This is a genomic window from Pseudarthrobacter leeuwenhoeki, assembly GCF_055412885.1.
Genome location: NZ_JBVAYY010000015.1, coordinates 15534 through 38923, shown reverse-complemented (window position 1 = coordinate 38923; position 23390 = coordinate 15534). Strand labels below are relative to the sequence as shown.

General features: G+C 68.6%; 21 protein-coding genes. 10 read left to right on the top strand and 11 right to left on the bottom strand.

The genetic code is table 11. From position 1 onward, the window contains the following. Positions 1-10 precede the first annotated feature (10 nt). From ACZYX4_RS14170 to tkt, 3 genes are all read right to left on the bottom strand, one after another. Positions 11-1645 (bottom strand): glucose-6-phosphate isomerase, encoded by a 1635-nt coding sequence (locus tag ACZYX4_RS14170; RefSeq protein WP_463876940.1) that lies wholly within the window; start codon positions 1643-1645, stop codon positions 11-13. 4 nt (positions 1646-1649) lie between these two features. Next, a complete protein-coding gene (gene tal / locus ACZYX4_RS14165; RefSeq protein ID WP_463876938.1) occupies positions 1650-2780 on the bottom strand; it encodes a transaldolase in 1131 nt (376 codons plus the stop codon). Between the two features lie 70 nt (positions 2781-2850). Beyond that, positions 2851-4968 carry a transketolase gene (gene tkt / locus ACZYX4_RS14160; protein WP_463876936.1) on the bottom strand — a complete coding sequence of 706 codons (2118 nt, stop codon included), beginning with the start codon at positions 4966-4968 and terminating at the stop codon, positions 2851-2853. Positions 4969-5487: 519 nt separating this feature from the next. Here tkt and ACZYX4_RS14155 point away from each other — a divergent pair. Further along, entirely contained in the window at positions 5488-6450 is a 963-nt protein-coding gene (locus ACZYX4_RS14155; protein WP_463876935.1) for a heme o synthase, read from the top strand. Between the two features lie 199 nt (positions 6451-6649). Here ACZYX4_RS14155 and ACZYX4_RS14150 read toward each other — a convergent pair whose 3' ends face one another. Genes ACZYX4_RS14150 through ACZYX4_RS14140 form a run of 3 tightly spaced genes read right to left on the bottom strand, consistent with a single transcriptional unit; the run spans position 6650 to position 9376 of the window. Beyond that, entirely contained in the window at positions 6650-7594 is a 945-nt protein-coding gene (locus ACZYX4_RS14150) for a COX15/CtaA family protein (protein WP_463876933.1), read from the bottom strand. A gap of 7 nt (positions 7595-7601) precedes the next feature. Next, positions 7602-8411 carry an ABC transporter permease gene (locus ACZYX4_RS14145; RefSeq protein ID WP_463876931.1) on the bottom strand — a complete coding sequence of 270 codons (810 nt, stop codon included), beginning with the start codon at positions 8409-8411 and terminating at the stop codon, positions 7602-7604. Next, the gene (locus ACZYX4_RS14140) at positions 8408-9376 is read right to left on the bottom strand and encodes an ABC transporter ATP-binding protein (RefSeq protein WP_463876929.1); all 969 of its coding nucleotides are present in this window, start codon (positions 9374-9376) and stop codon (positions 8408-8410) included. Before ACZYX4_RS14140 ends, ACZYX4_RS14145 begins: the two co-directional genes overlap by 4 nt. A 172-nt stretch (positions 9377-9548) precedes the next feature. Between ACZYX4_RS14140 and ACZYX4_RS14135 the strand changes: the two genes are divergently transcribed. From ACZYX4_RS14135 to ACZYX4_RS14110, 6 genes are all read left to right on the top strand, one after another. Further along, positions 9549-10334, top strand: coding sequence for a helix-turn-helix transcriptional regulator (locus tag ACZYX4_RS14135; RefSeq protein WP_463876927.1), 786 nt, complete (start codon positions 9549-9551; stop codon positions 10332-10334). Then, entirely contained in the window at positions 10334-11797 is a 1464-nt protein-coding gene (gene sufB, locus ACZYX4_RS14130) for a Fe-S cluster assembly protein SufB (RefSeq protein WP_463876926.1), read from the top strand. The genes ACZYX4_RS14135 and sufB overlap by 1 nt, the downstream gene beginning before the upstream one ends. Then, entirely contained in the window at positions 11797-13083 is a 1287-nt protein-coding gene (gene sufD / locus ACZYX4_RS14125) for a Fe-S cluster assembly protein SufD (protein WP_463876925.1), read from the top strand. The genes sufB and sufD overlap by 1 nt, the downstream gene beginning before the upstream one ends. A 46-nt stretch (positions 13084-13129) precedes the next feature. Then, positions 13130-13489, top strand: a complete 360-nt coding sequence (locus ACZYX4_RS14120; RefSeq protein WP_463876923.1) for a non-heme iron oxygenase ferredoxin subunit — start codon at positions 13130-13132, stop codon at positions 13487-13489. An 89-nt stretch (positions 13490-13578) separates the two neighbouring features. After that, on the top strand, positions 13579-14376 hold the full coding sequence (sufC, locus tag ACZYX4_RS14115; protein WP_463876921.1) for a Fe-S cluster assembly ATPase SufC: 798 nt from the start codon (positions 13579-13581) through the stop codon (positions 14374-14376). 13 nt (positions 14377-14389) lie between these two features. Then, positions 14390-14722 (top strand): metal-sulfur cluster assembly factor, encoded by a 333-nt coding sequence (locus ACZYX4_RS14110; RefSeq protein WP_463876919.1) that lies wholly within the window; start codon positions 14390-14392, stop codon positions 14720-14722. A gap of 135 nt (positions 14723-14857) precedes the next feature. Here the strand turns inward: ACZYX4_RS14110 and ypfJ are convergent, their stop codons facing one another. Then, the gene (ypfJ, locus tag ACZYX4_RS14105; protein WP_463876917.1) at positions 14858-15745 is read right to left on the bottom strand and encodes a KPN_02809 family neutral zinc metallopeptidase; all 888 of its coding nucleotides are present in this window, start codon (positions 15743-15745) and stop codon (positions 14858-14860) included. Positions 15746-15803: 58 nt separating this feature from the next. On the opposite strand from ypfJ, the gene ACZYX4_RS14100 reads away from it, so the two are divergent. Together ACZYX4_RS14100 and ACZYX4_RS14095 are read left to right on the top strand one after the other, a co-directional pair. Continuing rightward, positions 15804-17210 (top strand): class I adenylate-forming enzyme family protein, encoded by a 1407-nt coding sequence (locus tag ACZYX4_RS14100; RefSeq protein ID WP_463876915.1) that lies wholly within the window; start codon positions 15804-15806, stop codon positions 17208-17210. Continuing rightward, positions 17203-18408, top strand: a complete 1206-nt coding sequence (locus ACZYX4_RS14095; protein ID WP_463876913.1) for a thiolase family protein — start codon at positions 17203-17205, stop codon at positions 18406-18408. The genes ACZYX4_RS14100 and ACZYX4_RS14095 overlap by 8 nt, the downstream gene beginning before the upstream one ends. A 363-nt stretch (positions 18409-18771) precedes the next feature. Here ACZYX4_RS14095 and ACZYX4_RS14090 read toward each other — a convergent pair whose 3' ends face one another. Genes ACZYX4_RS14090 through ACZYX4_RS14080 form a run of 3 tightly spaced genes read right to left on the bottom strand, consistent with a single transcriptional unit; the run spans position 18772 to position 20971 of the window. Continuing rightward, positions 18772-19443 (bottom strand): energy-coupling factor transporter transmembrane component T family protein, encoded by a 672-nt coding sequence (locus ACZYX4_RS14090; RefSeq protein ID WP_463876911.1) that lies wholly within the window; start codon positions 19441-19443, stop codon positions 18772-18774. Continuing rightward, on the bottom strand, positions 19440-20282 hold the full coding sequence (locus ACZYX4_RS14085; protein WP_463876909.1) for an energy-coupling factor ABC transporter ATP-binding protein: 843 nt from the start codon (positions 20280-20282) through the stop codon (positions 19440-19442). Before ACZYX4_RS14085 ends, ACZYX4_RS14090 begins: the two co-directional genes overlap by 4 nt. Continuing rightward, complete coding sequence (locus tag ACZYX4_RS14080; protein WP_463876907.1) at positions 20279-20971, bottom strand: biotin transporter BioY; 693 nt, start codon at positions 20969-20971, stop codon at positions 20279-20281. The genes ACZYX4_RS14085 and ACZYX4_RS14080 overlap by 4 nt, the downstream gene beginning before the upstream one ends. Before the next feature lie 322 nt (positions 20972-21293). On the opposite strand from ACZYX4_RS14080, the gene ACZYX4_RS14075 reads away from it, so the two are divergent. Then, positions 21294-22892, top strand: a complete 1599-nt coding sequence (locus ACZYX4_RS14075; RefSeq protein WP_463876905.1) for an ABC-F family ATP-binding cassette domain-containing protein — start codon at positions 21294-21296, stop codon at positions 22890-22892. 19 nt (positions 22893-22911) lie between these two features. Here the strand turns inward: ACZYX4_RS14075 and ACZYX4_RS14070 are convergent, their stop codons facing one another. After that, complete coding sequence (locus ACZYX4_RS14070) at positions 22912-23388, bottom strand: YbaK/EbsC family protein (protein WP_463876903.1); 477 nt, start codon at positions 23386-23388, stop codon at positions 22912-22914. Between the last annotated feature and the right edge of the window lie 2 nt (positions 23389-23390).

Sequence of the window (23390 nt, the reverse complement as noted above, 5' to 3'; positions counted from 1 at the left end):
CGTTGGTGCCTTAGCTTTCGGTGGAGGGGACTGCCTGGCCGGCCAGCGTGGAGACGAGGCCCTGCAGCTGGCGGACGCCGGCGGCGCGGTCCGTGAGGTGCAGGCGGAGGACCGGGCGGCCGTGGTCGGACAGCACCTGGGCATCGCCGGCGGCCTGCGCGGAGATCAGCTCGCCGAAGGTGAAGGGGCGGTCCGGGATGGCGAGGTCGGTGGCGGCCGCGGCCGTCACCTGCAGGAAGACGCCGATTGCGGGTCCGCCCTTGTGGAACTGCCCGGTGGAGTGCAGGAACCGCGGACCCCAGCCGAAGGTCACGGGACGGCCGCTGAGCGCTGCCAGCTGGTCCCGGACCCCCTCGAGGGGCGCGTAGGCGAGCCGGTCGAAGTAGGCCTGGACACTCAGGTAGCTGTCCGGGCCCAGCTCGCCGAGCAGTGCGCTGACAGCCTCCGCCGCGGTGCTTGCGCCGCCGAGCCAGTCCCCGCCGCGGACCTCAATGGCGCCGTCGGTGAAGTTGGCCGGCGTCGGTTCCGGCTGGGCGTCCAGCAGGCCGCGGGCGGCGATTTTGGCGGCCTCGACGTCGGGCTGGTCAAAGGGGTTGATCCCGAGGAGGCGTCCGGCGACCGCGGTCGCGAACTCCCAGGTCATCATCTGGGTGGGCAGGCCGCCGGCGATCGCGACCTCGTTTGCGCCGAGTTCGACGTCGGCGTCCGCCGCGACGAGACGGACCACCAGGACGTCGGGGGCGCCGAGGGTGGCCTCCGGGGAGGCCGGCCCGGCGACGACCGGCAGCACGCCGGTGCCGGACTTGCCGGTGGATTCGGCGATGAGCTGTTCGGCCCAGTCCGCGAAGCCCTTGATCCCGGAGCCGTCCTCGGCGATGACGATCTTGTCCCGCAGCGGATTCGTGCCGCCCAGCGCCGCACCGAGGGCGAGGCCGATGTTTTCCTCGCCGTCCTCGTTGAGGACCTCCGCGGCTTCCTCCGCCTCGTCCAGGAAGGCCTGGATGTCCACTCCGGCCAGTCCGCACGGCACCATCCCGAACGCGGTGAGCGCCGAATAGCGTCCGCCGACAGTGGGGTCCGCGTTGAAGACGGCGCGGTAGCCGGCCTCGCGGGAGGCCTTGTCCAGCGGCGAACCCGGATCGGTGACGATGATGATCCGGCTCTTCGCGTCCAGCCCGGCCCCGGTGAAGGCGTGCTCGAAGATCCGGCGCTGGGAATCCGTCTCCAGGGTGGATCCGGACTTGGAGGACACCACAATCGCGGTTTCGGCCAGCCGGTCCGCGAGTGCGGCGGCGACCTGTTCCGGATCGGTGCTGTCCAGCACGGTCAGCTCGACGCCGGCGGTTCCGGCGATGACCTCGGGGGCCAGCGAGGATCCGCCCATGCCGCAGAGGACAATCCGGCTGACGCCTTCGGCGCGCAGGGCGTTCCGGAGGGCCCCGATGTCCGCAACCAGCCGCTGGGAGACGGTGGCCGCCTCGACCCAGCCGAGCCGGACGGAGGCCTCGGCCTCCGCGTCAGGACCCCACAGGGTGGGGTCCTTGGCAAAGATCCGGGTGGCGACTTTGTCTTCCAGCAGGGCGGGCAGGTGCTGTTCGTGGGCCAGGCGGGCGGCGCCCGTGGCGTCATAGCTGAGAGTGGTCATGGGACTATGCGTCCTTCCGTGCAGCGGCGAGGGCGGCCTCGACGTCGGCCAGCAGTTCTTTCCAGCTTGCCACGAACTTGTCGAGGCCTTCGGACTCGAGCATCGCGACGACCTCGTTGTAGGAGATGCCGAGGGAGTCGAGGGCGTTCAGGGTGGCATTGGCGTCGTCGTAGCCGCGGCTGATCGTGTTGCCCGTGACGGTGCCGTGGTCGAAGGTCGCGTCGAGGGTCTTTTCCGGCATGGTGTTCACGACGCCGGGAGCGACGAGTTCCGTGACGTAGAGGGTGTCCGGGTAGGCCGGGTCCTTGACGCCGGTGGAGGCCCAGAGCGGGCGCTGCGGGAGGGCTCCGGCGTCGGCCAGCAGGGCCCAGCGCTCGGTGGAGAAGAGCTCCTCGTAGACCTGGTAGGCGAGGCGGGCGTTGGCGAGGCCGGCTTTGCCCTTGAGGGCGCGGGCCTCGTCGGTGCCGATGGCGTCGAGGCGCTTGTCGATTTCGGCGTCGACGCGTGAGACGAAGAAGGACGCGACCGAGTGGATCCTGGCGAGGTCGTGGCCGTTGTCCCTGGCCTGCTCCAGGCCGGACTGGAACGCGTTGATGACGGCGCGGTAGCGCTCCAGCGAGAAGATCAGCGTGACATTGACGCTGATGCCGGCGGCCAGGGTGGCGGTGATGGCTGCCAGGCCCTCGAGGGTCGCCGGTATCTTGATCAGGACGTTGTCTTTGTTGACCTGGGCGGAGAGTTCCCTGGCTTCGGTGATGGTGGCGGCGGTGTCCCAGGCGAGGCGGGGGTCAACCTCGATCGAGACGCGGCCATCGACGCCCTTCGTGACGGCGGCCACCGGGGCGAAGAGATCGCAGGCGTCTGCAACGTCGGAGGTGGTGATCGCGAAGACGGTCTCCTCGACGCTGGCGCCGGCGGCGGCCTTGGCGGCGATGATGTCGTCGTAGTCGTGGCCGGTGGTGATGGCCGCGTGGAAGATCGACGGGTTCGTCGTGACGCCGACGACGTTCCTTTCTTCAATGAGCTTGCGCAGGGTGCCGGTGGCTAGGCGGCCGCGGGAGAGGTCATCGAGCCAGATGGAGACGCCGGCGTCGGACAGCTGTTGCGTGGGGGTAGAGCTGGGGGTGGTGCTCATGTGTAACTCCTGAAGTCGGGGGCCGCCGCCGTCAGTAGGGGCGGCGGCCCGGGAAGCGTGAAGTTGTGGATCAGGCCGGAAGGCCGGCGAGGGATTCCCTGGCAGCGGCGGCGACGGCCTCCGCGGTGATGCCGAATTCCTGGAACAGGCGCTTGTAATCCGCCGAGGCGCCGAAGTGCTCGAGGCTGATGCAACGGCCGGCGTCGCCGACGAATTCCTTCCAGCCCAGGGCGAGTCCGGCTTCGACGGATACCCGTGCCTTGACGGCCGCCGGGAGCACCGCTTCCCGGTAGGCGGCGTCCTGCTTGTTGAACCACTCCACGCACGGCATCGACACCACGCGGGTGGGGATGCCTTCGGCCTGAAGCGCTTCGCGGGCGTGCACGGCCAGCTGGACTTCCGAGCCGGTGCCGATCAGGATGACCTGCGCCGCAGCGGTCCGGCCGCTGGCCGAGGCTTCCGCCAGGACGTAGCCACCCTTGGCGACACCGGCGGTGGAACCGAAGGTGTCACCGTCGGCGTCGGACGTTCCGCGGGCGTAAGTGGGAATGTTCTGGCGGGTCAGCACGATGCCGGCGGGGTTCCCGTGGTTCTCGAGCATGACCTTCCAGGCCGCTGCGACCTCGTTCGCGTCGCCCGGGCGGACGACGTCCAGGCCCGGGATGGCCCGGAGCGAGGCGAGCTGCTCCACCGGCTGGTGGGTCGGTCCGTCTTCGCCGAGGCCGATCGAGTCGTGTGTCCAGACATACAGGGACGGGACCCCCATAAGGGCGCCAAGCCGGATCGCCGGGCGCTGGTAGTCGCTGAAGATCAGGAACGTGCCCGAGAACGCGCGGGTGCGGCCATGCAGGGCGATGCCGTTCACGATCGACGCGGCGGCGTGCTCGCGGATGCCGAAGTGCAGCACCCGTCCGTAGGGGTTGCCCTTCCAGGCGTCCGTGGAGCGGGAGACGGGGATGAACGACGGCGAGCCCTCCATCGTGGTGTTGTTGGACTCGGCGAGGTCGGCAGAGCCGCCCCACAGCTCCGGCATGACCGGGCCGATCGCGTTCAGGACCTTGCCGGACGCGGCGCGGGTCGAGACGTCCTTGCCGGCTTCGAAGACCGGAAGGGCGGAGTCCAGCCCGGCCGGGAGCTTGCGGGCCTCAATGCGCTCCAGCAGGGCCGCGCCCTCCGGATTGCCGGACTGCCACGCGTCAAATGCTTCCTGCCATGCGGTCCGTGCGGCCGCACCGCGGTCCGCGGCTTCCCGGGCGTGCGCCAGGACGTCGTCGTCGACCTGGAACGTACGCTCCGGGTCGAAGCCGAGGACCTTCTTCAGCGCGGCGACTTCCTCGGCACCGAGGGCGGAACCGTGGATCTTGCCGGTGTTCTGCTTCTTGGGGGCCGGGTAGCCGATGATGGTGCGCAGCGAGATGATGGAGGGCTTGGCCGTCTCTGCCTTGGCGGCGCGGAGCGCGGCGTGCAGTTCCTGCACGTCCTCCTTGTACTCCCCGGTCCGGGTCCAGTCCACGCGCTGGGTGTGCCAGCCGTAGGCCTCGTAGCGCTTCAGGACATCCTCGGTGAAGGCGATGTCGGTGTCGTCCTCGATGGAGATGTGGTTCTCGTCGTAAATCACCACGAGGTTCCCGAGCTCCTGGTGTCCCGCGAGCGAGGAGGCCTCGGACGTGACGCCTTCCTGGAGGTCGCCGTCGGAGGCGATGACCCAGATGGTGTGGTCGAACGGGCTGGTTCCTTCGGCGGCGTCGGCGTCGAACAGGCCGCGCATGCGGCGCTGGGAGAACGCGAACCCGACGGCGGAGGCCAGGCCCTGGCCCAGCGGGCCGGTGGTGATCTCGACGCCGGCGGTGTGCTTGTATTCCGGGTGGCCGGGGGTCAGCGAACCCCAGGTGCGCAGCGCCTCAAGGTCCTTCAGTTCCAGGCCGTAGCCGGACAGGAAGAGCTGGATGTACAGCGTCAGGGAGGTGTGGCCGGGGGAGAGGACGAAACGGTCGCGTCCCAGCCAGTCCGGGTTGGTCGGGTCGTGCCGCATCAACTTCTGGAAGAGAAGATAGGCGGCCGGTGCCAGGCTCATGGCGGTACCGGGGTGGCCGTTGCCGACCTTCTCCACCGCGTCGGCGGCGAGGACACGAATGGTGTCCACGGCGCGCTGGTCCAGGCTGGTCCAAGACAGTTCTTGCTCTTCCAAATGTGGCACGAAAACCGGGCCCCTCTCTGTGCTGATGGCGGGTGGTATGGCCAGTCCCGTCCGGGGCACAGTTCGGTGCCCGCTGCGGTACGTACCAGCCGTTCACCATCGAAACGTTGATCGATCATTCAGCGGCGTGTGCCGGTGCACACCTGCAGAAACTGCAGGCAGACACGTCAGGCAATGGCTCAGGCCTTTTGGCCGTTCCCGTGCGCGCTGATCTGCAGACAGCTTAGCCTTATTCCACTGGGCGGGTGCGGCATATCTCACCAAATGGACCGGATTTGTAGCTTATATGGATGACCGGCGTCCGCGGCGGCTGTGAGCCGGCGTTCATCGGTCCGAATCACGGGTCTGCGCCGGCAGTGTCCGGAAGGACCCGTTCCGCCGTGCCTGCACGGTATGATGGGTCGTGGCTACCAACGGGGGCGGGGTTACGCCTGTGCGCTGCGCATGGACCCCTTCGATATGCAACCCGCGTTGCGGAACCAGCCGGACTGAACAGCCAGACAGAACAGAGTGACTGCCACCGTGAGCACAACAGATACGCCGCTGAACGCCTCTCCCATCCGCGGAAGAATCGGGTTCGCCCGCAAAGCCAAGGCCTATCTGGCGCTCACGAAACCCCGCGTCATCGAACTCCTGCTGGTCAGCACCCTGCCGACCATGATCTACGCGGAGCGCGGCTTCCCGTCGATCGGCCTTATTGTGGCAACCCTGGTGGGTGGCGCCTTTGCCGCCGGCAGCGCGGGCTCGTTCAACTGCTACTTAGACCGCGACATCGACAAGCTGATGCACCGCACGGAGAACCGGCCGCTCGTCACGGGCGAGGTGACCCCGCGCGAGGCGCTGGTCTTCTCCTGGCTCCTCGGCGCGGCCGCGATCGCGATCCTCTGGTTCGGCGCCAACCCGCTCGCTGCCTGGCTCGGGCTGGGGGCCATCGTCTTCTATGTGGTCATCTACACCATGATCCTCAAGCGCCGCACCGCCCAGAACATCGTTTGGGGCGGGGCGGCCGGCTGCTTCCCGGTGCTCATTGCCTGGGCCGCCGTGACCAACACAGTCGAGTGGCCCGCCGTTGTGCTCTTTATGGTCATTTTCCTGTGGACCCCGCCGCACTACTGGCCTTTGTCCATGCGCTACGGCGAGGACTACCGCAACGCCAATGTGCCGATGCTCGGCGCTATCGCCGGGGCCAAGGTGGTCTCGGTCCAGGTGGTCCTGTACGCGTGGGCCATGGTGGCCTGCTCGCTGCTGCTGGTCCCGGTTGGCAACGCCGGCTGGGTTTACACCATCACCGCGGTGCTCGCCGGTGCCTGGTTCCTCTTCGAATCGCATGCCCTGTACAACCGGGCGCAGGCCGGCGACGTGTCCAACAAAAGCGCCATGAAGGTCTTCCACGGCTCGATCAGCTACCTGACCCTGCTCTTCATCGCCCTCGCCGTCGACCCGTTCGTCGGCTCCCCCATCATGGGCGGCTAGCCAGCAGGGCAGCGGGCCGACCGGCAACGCACGGAGCACCCACGCCCACACCCACCCCTCCGCAACAGCAACGCGGGGTCACATACGGCCCATTCCGGGCGTCCGGATGGGCGGTATGTGACCCCGCGTTGTTTTGTGTGCGGTTACGTGTGCCGGGCTATTTCACCGCGCCTATTTCACCGCGCCTATTTCACCGCGCCTATTTCACCGGGCTGCTGCGGGCCAGGTCGGCGGCGTTGGTTGCCGCGCTCATCAGCAGGGCGGCGGCGAGCATGTGCGCCGCTACCAGGAGGGCCGGTACGCCGTTGTAGTACTGCGTGAAGCCGATGGCGGCCTGCAGCACCGTGACGCCCAGGACCATCACGACGGCGCTGCGGAACGGGCCGGGGATCCGGTCCCGGATGACGAGGTAGAGCGCGAACAGCGCCCCGGCGGTCACCAGGTAGGCCGGCACGGCGTGAATGTGCGAGAACAGGTCCCAGTCCAGGTTGTTGCGCGGCGCATCGGCGTCGCCCGCGTGCGGGCCCGCGCCGGTGACCACAACGCCCAGGCAGACGGCCAGGGCGGCGAACAGCGCGACGGCGGTCATCAGCGGGCGCGCGACACCCGGCAGGACCGGCAGGTCAGCAACCCGGAAGCGTCCCGTCCGCCCGTAGGCACGGTTGACCAGCAGGGTGGCCACGACCACGAGGGCCATTGAGACCAGGAAGTGCAGGCCAACCACCCAGGGGTTCAGCTGGGTCAGCACGGTGATGCCGCCGATGACGGCCTGCGCCGGGATGCTGGCGAGCAGGCCCAGGGCCAGCAGGAAGAGGTCGCGGCGTTCCTTGCGGAGGTTCCAGAGATACACCAGCATGGCGACGGCGACGGCGGCCAGCGCGAAGGTGAGGAGGCGGTTGCCGAATTCGATGATGCCGTGGATGCCCATTTCGGGGGTGTTCACGAGCGAGGCGTCCGTGCAGCGCGGCCAGGTGGGGCAGCCCAGGCCCGACGAGGTGAGGCGGACCGCGCCGCCGGTGACGATCAGGACGGTCTGGCCGATCAGGGACAGCACCGCCAGCCGCTTCACCGTCTTGTTGACGGTGACGGGCAGCCAGGGGATGTTCCGGGACGCGGTCCGGGGAGTGCGGGAGGCCGTGCTCACAGTTTTCTCAATTCCATTTGAACCAACGGGTAGCTGCGCCGCCGGCGATCGCCGTCCAGAGCAGCAGGACAAGTACCGGGACAGGGCTGACGCTGCCCGACAGAAACGCTTCCCTCATGGCCTCTCCCAGGGCGCCGGAGGGGAGGAACTGCACGATCGACTGCAGCAGGGCCGGCAGCCGTTCGGCCGGGATCACGATCCCGCCGAGGGCGCCCAGCAGGATCCATAGCAGGTTGGTGATCGCGAGGGTCGCCTCCGGCCGGACAGTCCCGGCGACGAGCAGGCCCAGCGCGGTAAAGGCCGCCGCACCGAGCACCAGCAGCGCCAGCCCCGGAGCCCAGCCCAGCGGATCCGGCTGCCAGCCCAGCAACAGGGCCACGGCCGTGACCACCAGCACCTGCAGCGTCAGGACCGCGAGGACCGCGAGGAGCTTCCCGGCGATCAGCCCGGTGCGCCCCAGCGGAGTGGTGGAGAGGAACCTCAGGACCCCGTAGCGGCGGTCAAAGCCGGTGGAGATGCCCTGGCCGGTGAACGCGGTGGACATGGCGCACAGCGCGAGGATCCCCGGCACGGCAACATTGATCCGGCTGGCGCCGAGCCCGTCCAGCAGGGGAGTGACCGTCAGGCCCACCATGGCAAGCAGCGGCAGCACGACCGCCAGGATCAGCTGTTCGCCGTTCCGGAGCATGGTGATCGTCTCGTACTTGCCTTGCAGCACGATGCGCCGCAACAGCGGGGCCGGGGCGCTGCCGAGGGGGCGGGCCGGCGCGGCGCTGCCCGGCGGCGCGCTGCCCAGTGCGGCACTGTCGCGGGTCATCGGATTTCCCTTCCGGAAATGTCGAGGAAAACGTCCTCAAGGCTGCGGGCTTCAAGGCTCAGCGAGCGGGGCAAGATTCCCCGCGCGGCCCAGTGCGCGGTGATCGCCGCGAGGTCAGCGGCGGTCAGCGCGCCGGTGGCGGCGTAGCTGCCGGCCCGCGCCTCGGTGACGTTGACGCCGTCAGGCAGTATCCCGGTGAAATCCAGTCCGGGGTCGGTCTCGAACAGCAGCGTGCGGATGTGCTGCTCCCCGGCCTCCGGCGGGAGCCGGTGCTGCAGGAGTTGCGCGACGGTCCCCTCGGCGACATTCCGGCCGGCGTCGATGATGTAGACGTAATCGGCGAGCCGCTGGGCGTCATCCATGAGGTGGGTGGTCAGGACGATCCCCATCCCGCGGTTCCGGAGTTCGGAGATGAGCTCGAACACGAGCTGGCGCGACTGCGGGTCCAGGCCGGCGCTCGGCTCATCCAGGAAGAGCACCTCGGGGTTGCCCACCAGCGCGGCCGCGAGCGCGAGCCGCTGCTTCTGCCCGCCGGACAGCCGCCGCACGGACGTCCGGCTGAATGTGTCGATCCCCAGGCGTTCGATGAGTTCCCCGACCGGCCACGGGTCCTGGTACATCCCGGCAATATGCCTGAGCAGGGGAATGGGGCGGGCCGACGGCGGCAGCCCGCCGTCCTGCAGCATCACCCCGACGCGGGCCCGCAGCCCGGCCCCCGCGGTGTCCGGGTCCTCACCGAGGAGGCTGATGCTGCCGTGCGTGCGTTTCTGCAGACCCTGGGCGCACTCGATGGTGGTGGTCTTGCCCGCGCCGTTGGCACCCAGCAGGGCCGTGACCTGCCCGCGTTCGGCGACGAGGGAAAGACCGCTGACCACGCGCAGCATTTTGCCGTCGAGGGTGGGCAGCGGCCCAACATCCTTGACTAGCCCGCTGATGGACAGGACGGGGGATTCGGGGTATCGCACCTCAGCATTCTACGGGATGTAGCACGTCCCGGTCCGGCCCGCGGCCGGACCGGGGTCCGGGGGGCGGCACGCGGCGGCGGCTCCGGGCTGACACTCCCGCCGGGGGTCGGAGGATAGCCATGCCTTACTGGCCTGCGGGACTAAATTACGACATGATTGTGTTGTGTATTCCGTGAGCCCCTCTACTCCTGCCGCGACCGCCCTGCCGGCGGTCGACGCCGAAGAGCGTACCCGGGACCGCGTGCTGAACGCAGTCCTGGAACAGGGCCCCATCAGCGCCGCCGAACTGGGCGAGCTGCTCGGGTTCACACCCGCCGCTGTCCGGCGGCATCTGGACCACCTCTCACGCAGCGGCGTGATTGAGGTCAAGCGCGCAGCCCGTGCCGGTGCCGGGGCAGGGCGCCCCGCCCGCCGCTATGTCTTCAGTTCCCAGGGCCAGTCCACGCTGGGCAACGACTACCTGGACATCGCCACCCTGGCCCTGCAGCGACTCGGCGAAATGGCGGGGCCCGACGCCGTGCGGCAGTTCGCCGTCGAACGCTTCGGCGAGATGGAACGCCGCTACGCGCCGGAAATTGACGCCGCCGGCCCGGACATCACCGCCCGGGCCCAGGCGTTGTCCGAGGCGCTGAGCCGCGACGGGTTCGTGGCCTCCACGACGTCGATCGAAGCCAAGGCGCCGCTGCCGGCGGCGCTCTCCAGCGTCCAGCTCTGCCAGGGACACTGCCCCATCCAGCAGTTGGCCGCGCAGTTCCCGGTGTTCTGCGACGTCGAGACCGACGTGTTCTCACGGCTGGTCGGCGTCGACGTCCGCCGGCTCTCCACACTGGCACGCGGCGGGCACGTCTGCACCACCCACATACCTACAGGCCGTCCGGCGGCCAGGGGGCCTCACAGCCCCGCAACCACCCCGGGCAGCCTGGACGAAGTATCCAACCATCTGCAAGAAAGGCCGTGATGACGGACCAACTATCAGAGAAAAAGGTTGCTGAATCCACTGTGATTTCGGAGATTCTGGAAAAGAATCCCGAGCTCCACGGAATCGGAACCTACGAGTACGGCTGGTCCGACAAGAACGACGTCGGAGCCAACGCCCGCCGCGGCATCAACGAGGACGTCGTCCGCGACATTTCGGCCAAGAAGAATGAGCCGGAGTGGATGCTGGACCTGCGCCTCAAGGGTCTGAAGTACTTCGACCGCAAGCCCATGCCGACCTGGGGTGCAGACCTCTCCGGCATCGACTTCGACAACATCAAGTACTTCGTGCGGTCCACGGAAAAGCAGGCCAAGACCTGGGAAGACCTCCCCGAGGACATCCGGAACACCTACGAGAAGCTGGGCATCCCGGAAGCCGAGCGCAGCCGCCTCGTCTCCGGTGTCGCCGCCCAGTACGAGTCCGAGGTCGTCTACCACCAGATCCGCGAGGACCTGGAACAGCAGGGCGTCATCTTCCTGGACACGGACACCGCACTGCGCGAGCACCCGGAGATCTTCCGGGAGTACTTCGGCACCATCATCCCGGTGGGCGACAACAAGTTCGCTTCGCTGAACACGTCCGTCTGGTCGGGCGGTTCCTTCGTGTACGTTCCCAAGGGCGTCCACGTGGACATTCCCCTGCAGGCCTACTTCCGCATCAACACGGAAAACATGGGCCAGTTCGAGCGCACGCTGATCATCGCGGACGAGGACTCCTACGTCCACTACATTGAAGGCTGCACCGCGCCGATCTACACCTCGGATTCGCTGCACTCCGCCGTGGTGGAAATCATCGTGAAGAAGGGCGCCCGCGTCCGCTACACCACCATCCAGAACTGGTCGACCAACGTGTACAACCTGGTCACCAAGCGCGCCATCTGCGAAGAGGGCGCGACGATGGAGTGGATCGATGGGAACATCGGCTCCAAGGTCACCATGAAGTACCCGGCCGTCTACCTCGTCGGCGAGGGCGCCAAGGGCGAGACCCTGTCCATCGCGTTCGCGGGCGAGGGCCAGCACCAGGACACCGGGTCCAAAATGGTCCACATCGCGCCGAACACCAAGAGCTCGATCGTTTCCAAGTCCGTGGCCCGCGGCGGCGGCCGCGCCGCCTACCGCGGCCTCGTCCAGGTCCGCGAAGGCGCCAAGCACTCGGCCAACACGGTCCGCTGTGACGCGCTCCTGGTGGATACCATCAGCCGTTCGGACACGTACCCGTACATCGACATCCGCGAGGATGACGTCACGATGGGGCACGAGGCCACGGTCTCGCGGGTCAGCGAAGAGCAGCTGTTCTACCTGATGTCCCGCGGCATGCGTGAAGACGAGGCCATGGCGATGATCGTCCGTGGCTTCATCGAGCCGATTGCCCGTGAGCTGCCGATGGAATACGCCCTCGAGCTGAACCGCCTGATTGAACTGCAGATGGAAGGATCGGTCGGTTAATGACTGACATCACTACTGAAAAGGCCCGCATTGGCGCGCCCTCAGCCAAGCCGTTCATCAACGGCTTCACCGAGGAAGGCGAGAGCCTGTCACCGCTGAACGCCGCGGAGTCCAAGTCCCCGCTCGCCGGCGAGGCCGTCAAACGGCACTCGCACGGCGGCGGCGCCGGCGTTCCGGACAGCTCACGCGCCGGACGCCTGACCTCCTACAAGCTGGCGGATTTCAAGCCGCTGACCGGCATGGAGGAGGACTGGCGCTTCACCCCGCTCAAGCGACTCCGCGGTCTGCACACCGAGGTCCTCAACGGGGCCGCACCGTCCGTGAGCGTCACCGCCCCGGACAGCGTCACCGTTGAAACCGTCGGCCGGAACGACCGCAGGATCGGCTCTGCAGCCATTCCCGAGGACCGCGTTTCCGCGAACGCCTGGGAGAACTTCACCGAAGCCACCGTCATCACGGTTCCGGCCGAGGTCCAGGTCGACGGCGAGGTCAGCCTCCTGCTGACCGGCCAGGGCACCCAGGCCTCCGCCCAGCACGTGGTGATTGTCGCGGAGAAGTTCTCCAAGGCCGTCGTGGTCCTGGACCACCAGGGCACCGCCGTCGTGTCGGAGAACATCGAGATCCTCGTGGAGGACGGCGCGCAGCTCACCGTCATTTCGCTCCAGGAATGGAACGACGACGCCGTGCACGCGTCCTCCCAGCAGGCGAAGCTCGGCCGTGACGCCAAGTTCAAGCACATCGTTGTCAGCCTCGGCGGCGACCTTGTGCGTGTCACCCCGTCGGCCCGCTTCACCGCCCCGGGCGCCGAAGTGGAACTGTTCGGCCTGTACTTCGCCGACGCCGGCCAGCACCTGGAGCAGCGGCTCTTCGTGGACCACGCCGTCGCGAACTGCAAGTCCAACGTCCTGTACAAGGGCGCACTGCAGGGACGCAACGCGCACACCGTCTGGGTGGGTGACGTCCTGATCCGCAAGGAAGCAGAAGGCACCGACACCTACGAGGCCAACCGCAACCTGGTCCTCAGCGACGGCGCCCGCGCCGACTCCGTGCCGAACCTGGAAATCGAGACCGGCCTGATCGCCGGCGCCGGCCACGCCAGCGCCACCGGACGGTTCGACGACCAGCACCTGTTCTACCTGATGGCCCGCGGCATTCCGGAAGAGGTGGCCCGCCGTCTGGTGGTCCGCGGCTTCCTGAACGAGATCATCCAGCAGATCAAGGTTCCCGCCATCGAGGAGCGCCTCACGGACGCCGTCGAGCGCGAACTCGCGGCAACGGACAACTAGTGCGAAGCACTGGAGAACGCAGCACTGGAGAACACGGAAACTTTTCATGACTGAACAGCCAAGAGGCGAACTCGTTTGCAACGCCAGTGAGATCCACCTCAAGCAGGCGCTGCGGATCCTGGTCGACGACTACCCTGTCGCGATCGTGAAGGACTCGATGGGCGAGATCCACGCCATCGGTGACACCTGCTCGCACGCGGACATCTCCCTCTCCGAAGGTGAGGTGGAAGGCTGCAAGATCGAGTGCTGGGGCCACGGCTCCCAGTTCGACCTGCGCAGCGGCGAACCGCTCCAGCTGCCGGCCTATGATCCTGTGCCCGTCTTTGCTGTGACCGTCCTGGACGACGAGGTCTACGTGGACTTCACCAACGTCCTGAACGGCGCCGAGGCCCCGAACTTCAGCTAGCTGCCCGCAGCCGGCAACCCGCACAACAGAACCTATCGACAAGAAACCGCACCGTGCCGGAGGGCATGGTGCAAAGGAGAACAAGGCACATGTCTACTCTTGAGATCAAGGACCTGCACGTCAGCATTGACACCGAGCAGGGCACGAAGGAAATCCTGAAGGGCGTCAGCCTGAGAATCCGGACCGGCGAAACCCACGCCATCATGGGCCCGAACGGTTCCGGCAAGTCCACCCTGGCGTCCACCATCGCCGGACACCCGCGCTACAACGTCACCTCCGGCACCATCACGCTGGACGGCGAGGACGTCCTGGCGATGAGCGTGGACGAGCGCGCCCGCGCCGGCCTGTTCCTGGCCATGCAGTACCCCGTCGAGGTTCCCGGCGTCAGCATGACGAACTTCCTGCGGACCGCCAAGACGGCCATCGACGGCGAAGCACCGAAGCTGCGGACCTGGACCAAGGACGTCAAGGCGGCCATGGCCCAGCTGCGCATCGACGCCGACTTCACCCAGCGCAACGTCAACGAGGGCTTCTCAGGCGGCGAGAAGAAGCGCGTCGAGATCCTTCAGCTGGAGCTGTTCAAGCCGAAGTTCGCCATCCTGGACGAGACCGACTCGGGCCTGGATGTCGACGCGCTCAAGGTTGTCTCCGAGGGCGTCAACCGCGCCCACTCCGAAGGCAACATGGGCACCCTGCTCATCACGCACTACACCCGGATCCTGCGCTACATCAAGCCCGACTTCGTGCATGTGTTCGTTGACGGCCAGGTTGTGGAAGAGGGCGGCCCGGAGCTCGCCGACCGCCTGGAAGAAGAAGGCTACGACCGCTACGCCACCGGCGCCGGGGCAGCCACCATTGCTGCCGCGTCCGCTGCAGCACAGGCCTAGTTAGGACTTGGCAATGACCGAACTCAATGTGGCCCGTACGAGCCTCGAGGATGTCGAAGAAGCCCTCATGGATGTGATCGACCCCGAACTGGGCGTGAACATCGTTGACCTGGGGCTGCTGTACGGCCTGAAGTACTCGGACGACGACGGCGCCCTGCTGATCGACATGACGCTCACCACGGCCGCCTGCCCGCTTACCGATGTAATCGAGGAGCAGGTCGGGAAGTCCCTGGAAGGGATCGTCGACGAATGGCGCCTCAACTGGGTATGGATGCCGCCGTGGGGTCCGGAACGGATCACCGAGGACGGCCGCGACCAGATGCGTGCGCTCGGCTTCAACATCTGATCCGCACCCCCTCCCTGAGGCAAAAACGACGGCGGGCCCACCTCTTGGAGGTGGGCCCGCCGTCGTCGTTCGTTGATTGCGCCGCAACCGCACTCTCGGCAGCCCATAACGGCAGGTGCGGAGCAGCGGATGGGGTCAGAGGGCGGCGGCGCCGAAGGTGTCGCACTGGTTGATGTCGCCGGTCCGGTATCCCTGGTAGAACCACTTTTGGCGCTGCGCGCTGGAGCCGTGGGTCCAGGCCTCCGGGGACACTGTCCCGGTTGCGGCCTGCTGGATCCGGTCGTCCCCGACGGCCGAGGCGGCGGAGAGGGCATCGCGCAGGTCCTGTTCCGTCAGCGGATCCAGGAACGGCAGCCCGGTCCGGGGGTCCTCCTGGGTCGTGGCGTGGCGGACCCACAGGCCGGCGTAGCAGTCAGCCTGCAGCTCCACGCGTACGGCACCGGATTCCGGTCCCTGCGGGTCCTGCTGGGCCTGGTCCAGGTTCCCGAGCACGTTCTGGATGTGGTGGCCGAATTCGTGGGCCACCACATACTCCTGCGCCAGCGGCCCGCCGGAGGAACCGAAGCGGTCCACGAGTTCCTGGAAGAAGCCCGGGTCGAAGTACGCGGTCGAGTCGGCGGGGCAGTAGAACGGCCCCACGGCCGAGGTCGCGGCGCCGCAGCCGGTGTTGGTGGCCCGTTCGAAGATCACCGTGCCGGGCTGCGGGTATTGCCGGTCGTATTGGGCCAGGTAGGCGGGCCAGAAGGCGTTCAGGCTGTTGACCGTGCCGGTGATGCGGCAGTCGAGCCGGGCGTCGGCGTCGGCGCCGGTGGCGCAGGCAGGGGCGGTGCTCTGGCTCTGCGAACCGGAATCCTGCGTGCTGCCGGCGAGGCCCTCCAGCAGTCCCGGATTGATGCCGAGCAGGGAGGCGATCAGCAGGATGATGCCGCCGCCGAGGCCGATCCCGACTTTTCCGCCGCGGCCCATGCCGCGCCGGTCCTGGACCTGCGAGGGGTCCAGTTGGACGTTGTCATTGAAACTCATGCTGTCACAATATCGTGTGCCTGCTTTCGGGCTTCCCCGGCCCGGTAAAGTTGGCCTGATGCCTTTTCTCGACAGACTCCAGCGCTGGGCCGGTGACCGCCCCGACGGGACCGCCGTCGTCGTCGCCGGGCAGCGCCTGAGCTGGGAAGAGCTGCGGGACGCGGCCGCCGGCCTGGTGCCGGGCACGTCCGCCGTGACCGTGCTGTCCGGGGGGAACTCGCTGCACTTTGCCGCAGCGTTCGCGGCCGCCGTTGCGGGGGAGCGGCAATGCGCCGTGCTGGACCCTGCCTGGCCGCAGCAGCTGCACGACAGCATCAGGGACCGGATCCGCGCGACAGTCGTGACCGGGTCGGATGTGGCTCCCTGGGCGGACCTTGTTGACGGGCTCCCGGACACGCCGTTCCTGATTGGACTGACCTCCGGTACCACGTCTGTCCCCAAGGCCTTCAGCCGCTCGCGCCGGTCCTGGCAGCTGTCCTTCGACGCGTCGGTTGAATTCTTCGGCCTGCACGCGGACGACAAGACCCTGGCCCCCGGGCCCCTCGCGGCCAGCCTGAACCTCTATGCCCTGGCCGAATGCCTGCACGCCGGCTCGGAGTTCCACACCCTTGCCCGGTTCGACGTCGGCGACGCCCATGCCGCCGTCAGCCATGACGGAATCACCCGGCTGGTCCTTGTCCCCACGATGCTCCGGATCCTCAGCGAACGGGGACTGAGCGGCGGTGTCGACGCCTCAGGCATCCGGAGCATCATCTGCGCCGGGTCAAAACTGGACGCGCGGACCCTGGAAGCAGCCCGCCGCTGGGCACCCAACGCGACCATCTTCGAGTACTACGGCGCCTCGGAGCTCAGCTTCGTCTCCGGCGCCGGACTCCCGCCCGGGCAGCAGCCCGAACAGCGCGGAACCGGGATCGGCACGCCGTTTCCCGGCGTCGAGATCCGCATTCTCGACGCCGGCGGACTCCAGCTGCCGGACGGCACTGACGGCAACATCTGCGTCCGCAGCGGCATGGTCAGCGACGGCTACCTCTGGGGCGACGACGGCCTGGCCCTGCAGAGCTTCGACGGCTGGCACACGGTGGGGGACCAGGGCTACCTCGAAGGCGGGATCCTGCACATGCTGGGCCGCCGCTCGGACCTGATCATCACCGCCGGCACCAACGTCTACCCGCATGAGGTCGAACTGGCACTGGCCTCGGTTCCCGGCGTGGCCGCTGCCGTGGCCGCGGGCCTCGCGGACGGGCTGCGCGGCCAGAAGGTCATCGCCGGCGTTGTTCCTTCGCACGGCGGGGTGACTGCCACCCAGCTGAAGACAGGCGTCGAGGACGTACTGTCGCGGACCAAGCGGCCGCTGGAATACTTCGCCCTGGCCGAACTTCCCCTGACGGACCGCGGCAAGCTCAGCCGGGAGCTGCTGCTCGACTGGATTGCCCGCAGCGACCCCCGGATCCAGCGTCTTGGCTGAGAGCCCTTCGCGGATTCTTCCCGACGACCGTCAGCCGGTCATCATCGCCGCCCGGCGCACTCCGATCTGCCGCGCCAACGGAGCCCTGAAGACCCTGCACGCCCACGAACTGCTGGCCCCTGTGCTCCGCCGCCTGCTCAGCGACACCGGTGTGGCCCCGGCCTCGGTGGCTGATGTGGTGATCGGCAACGCCGTCGGCGGGGGCGGGAACGTGGCCCGGCTCGCGGCCCTCGAGGCAGGCCTGCCGGTCAGCGTCCCCGGGCTCACGGTGGACCGGCAGTGCGGGTCCGGGCTCGACGCGATTGCCCTGGCCTCCCGCCTCGTGGCGGCCGGCGGGGGCGGCGTGTACCTGGCCGGCGGAGTGGAGAGCATCAGCACGGCACCGCTCCGGGCCCGCCGGGACGCCGGCGGGGCTCCGGAATTCTTTGCGCGGGCGCAGTTCGCACCCCTGGGCCATGGCGATCCTGACATGGGCGTGGCGGCCGAAAATGTGGCCGCCTGTTTCGAGGTCAGCCGGGAACGGCAGGACGCGCTGGCGCTGCGCAGCCACCAGCGTGCCCTGGCGTCCGCCGCGGAGGGCTTCTTCGACACTGAGATCGTCCCGCTGGCCGGTGTGCCCGGACCGGACGGCCCGCGCACGGTGAGTGCCGACGACGGGCCGCGCCGCGGGTTGACCGCATCCGTGCTGGCTCGGTTCCCTCCGGTGTTCGCCGCCGGCGGCACCGTCACCGCCGGGAACTCCTGCTTCGACGCGGACGGTGCGGCCGCCGTCGTGATCACCTCGGTGGAACGCGCCCGCCGGTTGGGCGCCAGCGGCTGCTTCCTCGTGCGGGGCACACACACGGCGGGCGTGGACCCGCAACTGCTGGGCATCGGAGCGGCCCGGGCGGCCGAACACCTGCTGGACGGCAGCGGCGTCACGGCCGCGGAGCTGGGTCTGATCGAGTTCAACGAGGCGTTCGCAGCCCAGACCATCGCGTGCCTGGACCAGCTCGGCATCCGCCCGGAACGCGCCAACGCCGGCGGCGGCACCCTGGCCCTGGGACACGCGTACGGGGCGTCCGGCGCCGTGCTCGTCACGCGGCTGCTGGCCCAGGTACGCCGCAGCCCCGCCGAGGGGCAACTGGCGCTGGCCCTGATCAGCATCGCCGGAGGCATGGGGACCGCCGCGCTGCTGGAGTACCGGACCTTGCCCTAGCTGGTTCACGTGCCACCGGGGGACATGCCCATTTTTCGGCCCGGCCAGCGGACATCGTGGGCCTATGTCCAGTGGCCGCGTTCAGGGGAGCGCATGTCCGTTGTCCCGGGGCTTTGGAGCTCGGACCCGCATCACGCCACCGGGGGACATGCCCATTTTTGGGCCCGGCCAGCGGACATCGTGGGCCTATGTCCAGTGGCCGCGCTCAGGGGGGCGCATGTCCAGTGGTCCCGCGGCTTTGGAGCTCGGACCCGCATCACGCCACCGGGGGACATGCCCATTTTTCGGCCCGGCCAGCGGACATCGTGGGCCTATGTCCAGTGGCCGCGTGCAGGGGAGCGCATGTCCAGTGGTCCGACGGGGTCAGGGGAGGGCATGTCCCGTGGCGGGGGTGGCCGGCGGTGCATGCCCCGGCGTCTCGGCCTCACCCAGGCCGCGGGCGGCGAGGGCATCGCCGGTCTGCCGGGCGAAAGCCACGGTGGTGATGAAGACCGGGAGAATCAGGGCCCGGGGGTTGCGCTCCAGCCCGCGGGCCCGCGCGGAATCGCGGACGTCGCTGAAGGCCCCGGCGATGAACGGAATGCTGCGCAGCATGATGGCGATGGTCAGGGCGAAGCGCTCGGGATCCGCGCCGAAGCGCTGGAACGGCTTCGCCAGGGAAGCCACGCCGTCCAGCAGCCGCTGCACCGGGGTGGTGGCCGTGAGGATGGACGCCGCCACAATACAGACCAGTACGTTGAGCACAATCCGCGCCGCGGCCGGGCCGCCGAGCTGCCACCACTGGAACAGCCCGATCGCCGCCAGGACCGGCAGCACGGGCCGGACCGCACGGAACAGCCGCGCCACACCCGCCCCGCTGAGCAGGAACAGTGCGCACATCACGGCCAGGGCGGCGGCCGCAACGGCCCAGTCCACAATCAGAAAGGACGCCATGCCGCAGCCGACGACCAGCAGGAACTTCAGCCACAGCGGCGCACGGTGCAGCAGGGAGCTGCCCGGCACATAGTTGGCCAGCAGGAACCCGTGGCCGCTCACAGCTGCCCCGGATGCCGCTGCGCCAGGGGCGGATTCGCCAGGTGCGGATTTTCCAGGTGCGGATTTTCCGGATGCCGCTGCGCCAGGGGCGGGCGCCCCGGGCGTGCCGCGTCCGCTACCGCGCCGTAAGCCGGGAGTGCCGCCGCGCACAGCGCACGGTAGTGCGCGACGGCGCCGGCCGCCCCGCCGTCGAACACCACCGCGCCGGCGTCGACGACGAGGACCCGGTCGAGGTCCAGCGCGAGCTCAAGATCGTGGGTGGAAAGGATGACCTGCTGGCTCAGTCCGGCCAGGGTCCGGCGCAGCAGCTCCCGGTTGCGCAGGTCCAGCAGGGTGGACGGCTCGTCCAGGACCAGCACCTCCGGGTCCACAGCGAGGACCGCCGCGAGGGCCAGCAGCTGGCGCTCCCCGCCGGAGAGTTCGTAGATGCTCTGGTCGGCCAGCGGCAGCAGCCCGAAGCGGTCCAGGGTTGCTTCCGCTTGACGGCTGCGTTCGCGGGCGTTCCGGACTGAGCGGCGGAGTGAGAGCTCCACGTCCTCCCTCCCGGTCGGCATGACCAGCTGGGACAGCGGGTCGGTGAAGACGAAGCCGACGCGCCGGCGAACCTCCCGTGCTGAGCGGACCGTGTCCCACGTGTCCACCGTCACGGTGCCGCTGCTTGGCGCCACGAGTCCGTTGAGGAGCCGCAGCAGGGTGGACTTGCCGGAGCCGTTGGCGCCGATGATGCCGATCCGCTGCTCGGTGAGCCGAAGGGTCAGCTCCGCCAGCAGGGTTTTCGGCGCGGGGCGGCCGTCAACCGCCACCCGCACCGCAACCCGGTCCAGCGCGATGATGCTCACGGCCGGTGACCCGCTGTGGCGGGGGGAGCGGGCGTGCCGGCCGGGGCAACCGTTCCGCCGCTCCGGCTCCGGCGGATCAGCAGATCCGGAAATGCCTTGTGCAGGGCCAGGGCAATGGTCACGGCCAGCACGTTCTTGACCACATCTCCCGGGTAGAAGACCAGGTCCGCGAGGAACGCCTCCGGGAAGTCCAGCTTCGCGTTGGCCATCATGCCGAGGATGCCGAGGCCGTGGACGAAGATGATGCTGCTGACCATCGCGGCCGCGAAAAGCAGGACCGCGCGCAGCCTGCCGGGACGGCCCGCCGTGCGGCGCAGCACGACGACGGTCAGCCAGCCCGCCGCCGTCGCGGCACAGACAAAGCCGATGAGGTAGCCCGCCGAGGGGCCGGCCAGGACCCCGAGCCCGCTGCGCCCGCCGCTGAAGATCGGCAGCCCGGCGAGACCGAGCAGAACGTAGAGCCCGACGGCGGCGAACGCCCTGCCGGGGCCCAGGGCAAGGCCGGTGAGCATCACCGCGAGCGTCTGCACCGTGACGGGAACGCCCATCCCGGCCACCGGAATGGCGGCGATCAGGGCGGAGACGGCCACGAGCGCGGCGAAGACTGCGATCAGTCCGAGGTCGGTGGCGTTCCAGCGGTTCCGCTGCCGGGCGGGGGTGGCGGCTGTGGTGCCTTGGGTCTGCGTCACGGGGAGTTCCTATCGCGAGTGAATCGGTTCTGCTACTGATTTTGACTTTACGACCATGCCGGGCCGGGTTTTTTGTAGGTGCTCCACTAACCGGGGGCCCGGTAGCTGGAGGGCCGCACCAATGGCGGCCGGTGGTGCCCGGGAGTGCACGGCCGCCACCGCCGCCGTCCGGGGTTTCCGGCTACCGGCGGGGCACTTGTCAACGGGCGGAGGCTGGGCCGGTAGACTGAGAGAGGCCGTTCTCTCGGCCACACTGCCCCGGCCCCCTCCAGATTCCACCGTTGTGCCGCGGCGTTCCCTGTTGTGAAAGGCCTTAGCTGCATTGATTACCGTCCAGGATCTCGAACTGCGCGCCGGCGCCCGCCTCCTTATGGACCAGGTGAGCTTCCGGATCGACAAGGGAGACAAGATCGGCCTTGTGGGCCGTAACGGTGCAGGCAAGACCACGCTGACCCGGGTGCTCGCGGGCGAAGGCCAGCCCGCTGGCGGAAAGGTCACGCGCAGCGGTGAGATCGGCTACCTGCCGCAGGATCCCCGGACCCCGGACATGGAGCAGCTGGCCCGCGACCGGATCCTGTCCGCCCGCGGCCTGGACGTCGCCGTCGGCAAACTCCGGCAGTGCCACGAGGACATGGCCAGCGACGACGCCGAGGTCCAGCGCAAGGCAATGAACCGTTACGACCGGCTCGAATCCGAGTTCCTGGCTGCCGGCGGCTACGCTGCCGAGGCCGAGGCCGCCGCGATCTGTTCCAACCTCGCCCTCCCGGACCGGCTGCTGAACCAGCCGCTCAAGACCCTTTCCGGCGGCCAGCGCCGCCGTGTGGAGCTCGCCCGCATCCTGTATTCGGACGCCGAAACGATGCTCCTCGATGAGCCCACGAACCACCTCGACGCCGACTCCATCACCTGGCTGCGCGAGTTCCTGAAGAACCACCAGGGCGGCCTGATCGTGATCAGCCACGACACGGAACTGCTCGAGGCCACCGTGAACAAGGTCTTCCTGCTGGATCCCAACCGCGCGCAGATCGACTTCTACAACATGGACTGGAAGCGCTACCTCCAGCAGCGCGAAACCGACGAGCGCGCCCGCAAGCGGGAGCGCGCCAACGCGGAGAAGAAGGCCCAGGTCCTCTTCGACCAGGCCAACAAGATGCGCGCCAAGGCCACCAAGGCCGTCGCCGCGCAGAACATGGCCAAGCGTGCCGAGCGCCTGCTGGGCGGCCTCGAAGCCGTGCGCGCGACCGACCGCGTGGCAGCCCTGCGCTTCCCGGATCCGTCGCCGTGCGGCAAGACCCCGCTCACCGCGGACGGCCTTAGCAAGTCCTTCGGCTCGCTGGAAATCTTCACCGACGTCGACCTCGCGATCGACCGCGGCTCCAAAGTGGTCATCCTGGGCCTCAACGGCGCCGGCAAGACCACCCTGCTGCGCATGCTCGCCGGCGTCGACAAGCCGGACACCGGAAAAGTCGTTGCGGGCCACGGCCTGAAGGTGGGCTACTACGCCCAGGAGCACGAGACGCTCGACGTTGACCGGACCGTGCTGCAGAACATGCGCTCCTCCGCCCCCGACATGAATGACGCGGAAGTACGCAACATCCTGGGCTCGTTCCTGTTCTCCGGCGACGACGTCGACAAGCCTGCCGGTGTGCTGTCCGGCGGCGAGAAGACCCGCCTGGCCCTGGCCACCATCGTCGCCTCCAGTGCGAACGTGCTGCTCCTCGATGAGCCCACCAACAACCTGGACCCGGCCAGCCGCGCCGAAATCCTCGGCGCCCTCAGCAACTACACCGGCGCCGTGGTGCTGGTGAGCCACGATGAAGGTGCCGTGGAGGCGCTGAATCCGGAGCGCGTTGTGCTGCTGCCCGACGGCATCGAGGACCACTGGAACGAAGACTACCTGGACCTGATCACGCTGGCGTAGCCTGCTCCGGGATCCTTGCTCAGCGGACGGGCATCTCTTTAGCTTCGGTGATCCTGCGCAGCTGTTCGTAGGTGATGGAGAACATCGAGTGATGGTCCCCCGCGCCGGCCCAGAGCACGGGGTGGGCCGCAAGGGACTCGTCCAGCAGCGTCCTGATTTTCTCCGGATGCCCGACCGGGGCGACGCCGCCCACTTCCTGGCCGGTGTGGTCCAGGACGAATCCGGGGGAGGCCCGCCGGATTCGTCCCGTGCCCAGCTGCGCGGCGACCTTCCGGACATCGACCCTGGCGGCGCCGCTGGCCAGGATCAGCAGCGGGGCGCCCTCAAGGTCGAACACGAGGCTGTTGGTGATGGCCGCGACCTCGCAGCCCAGCGCCGCAGCCGCCGCGGCCGCCGTCGGGACTGTCGACTTGAACACCGTGACGGTATTCTCGGCGCCCAGCACGTTCAGCGCGTGCTTCACCCGGGCCACGGGCTCCGGGAACAGGACGGCCACTG

Coding starts and splice junctions, on each gene's coding strand:
- tal (WP_463876938.1), bottom strand. CDS start 2,780: ATGAGCACCACCCCCAGCTCTACCCCCACGCAACAGCTGTCCGACGCC.
- ACZYX4_RS14170 (WP_463876940.1), bottom strand. CDS start 1,645: ATGACCACTCTCAGCTATGACGCCACGGGCGCCGCCCGCCTGGCCCAC.
- ACZYX4_RS14120 (WP_463876923.1), top strand. CDS start 13,130: ATGACTGAACAGCCAAGAGGCGAACTCGTTTGCAACGCCAGTGAGATC.
- ACZYX4_RS14100 (WP_463876915.1), top strand. CDS start 15,804: ATGCCTTTTCTCGACAGACTCCAGCGCTGGGCCGGTGACCGCCCCGAC.
- ypfJ (WP_463876917.1), bottom strand. CDS start 15,745: ATGAGTTTCAATGACAACGTCCAACTGGACCCCTCGCAGGTCCAGGAC.
- sufB (WP_463876926.1), top strand. CDS start 10,334: ATGACGGACCAACTATCAGAGAAAAAGGTTGCTGAATCCACTGTGATT.
- sufD (WP_463876925.1), top strand. CDS start 11,797: ATGACTGACATCACTACTGAAAAGGCCCGCATTGGCGCGCCCTCAGCC.
- ACZYX4_RS14110 (WP_463876919.1), top strand. CDS start 14,390: ATGACCGAACTCAATGTGGCCCGTACGAGCCTCGAGGATGTCGAAGAA.
- sufC (WP_463876921.1), top strand. CDS start 13,579: ATGTCTACTCTTGAGATCAAGGACCTGCACGTCAGCATTGACACCGAG.
- ACZYX4_RS14145 (WP_463876931.1), bottom strand. CDS start 8,411: ATGACCCGCGACAGTGCCGCACTGGGCAGCGCGCCGCCGGGCAGCGCC.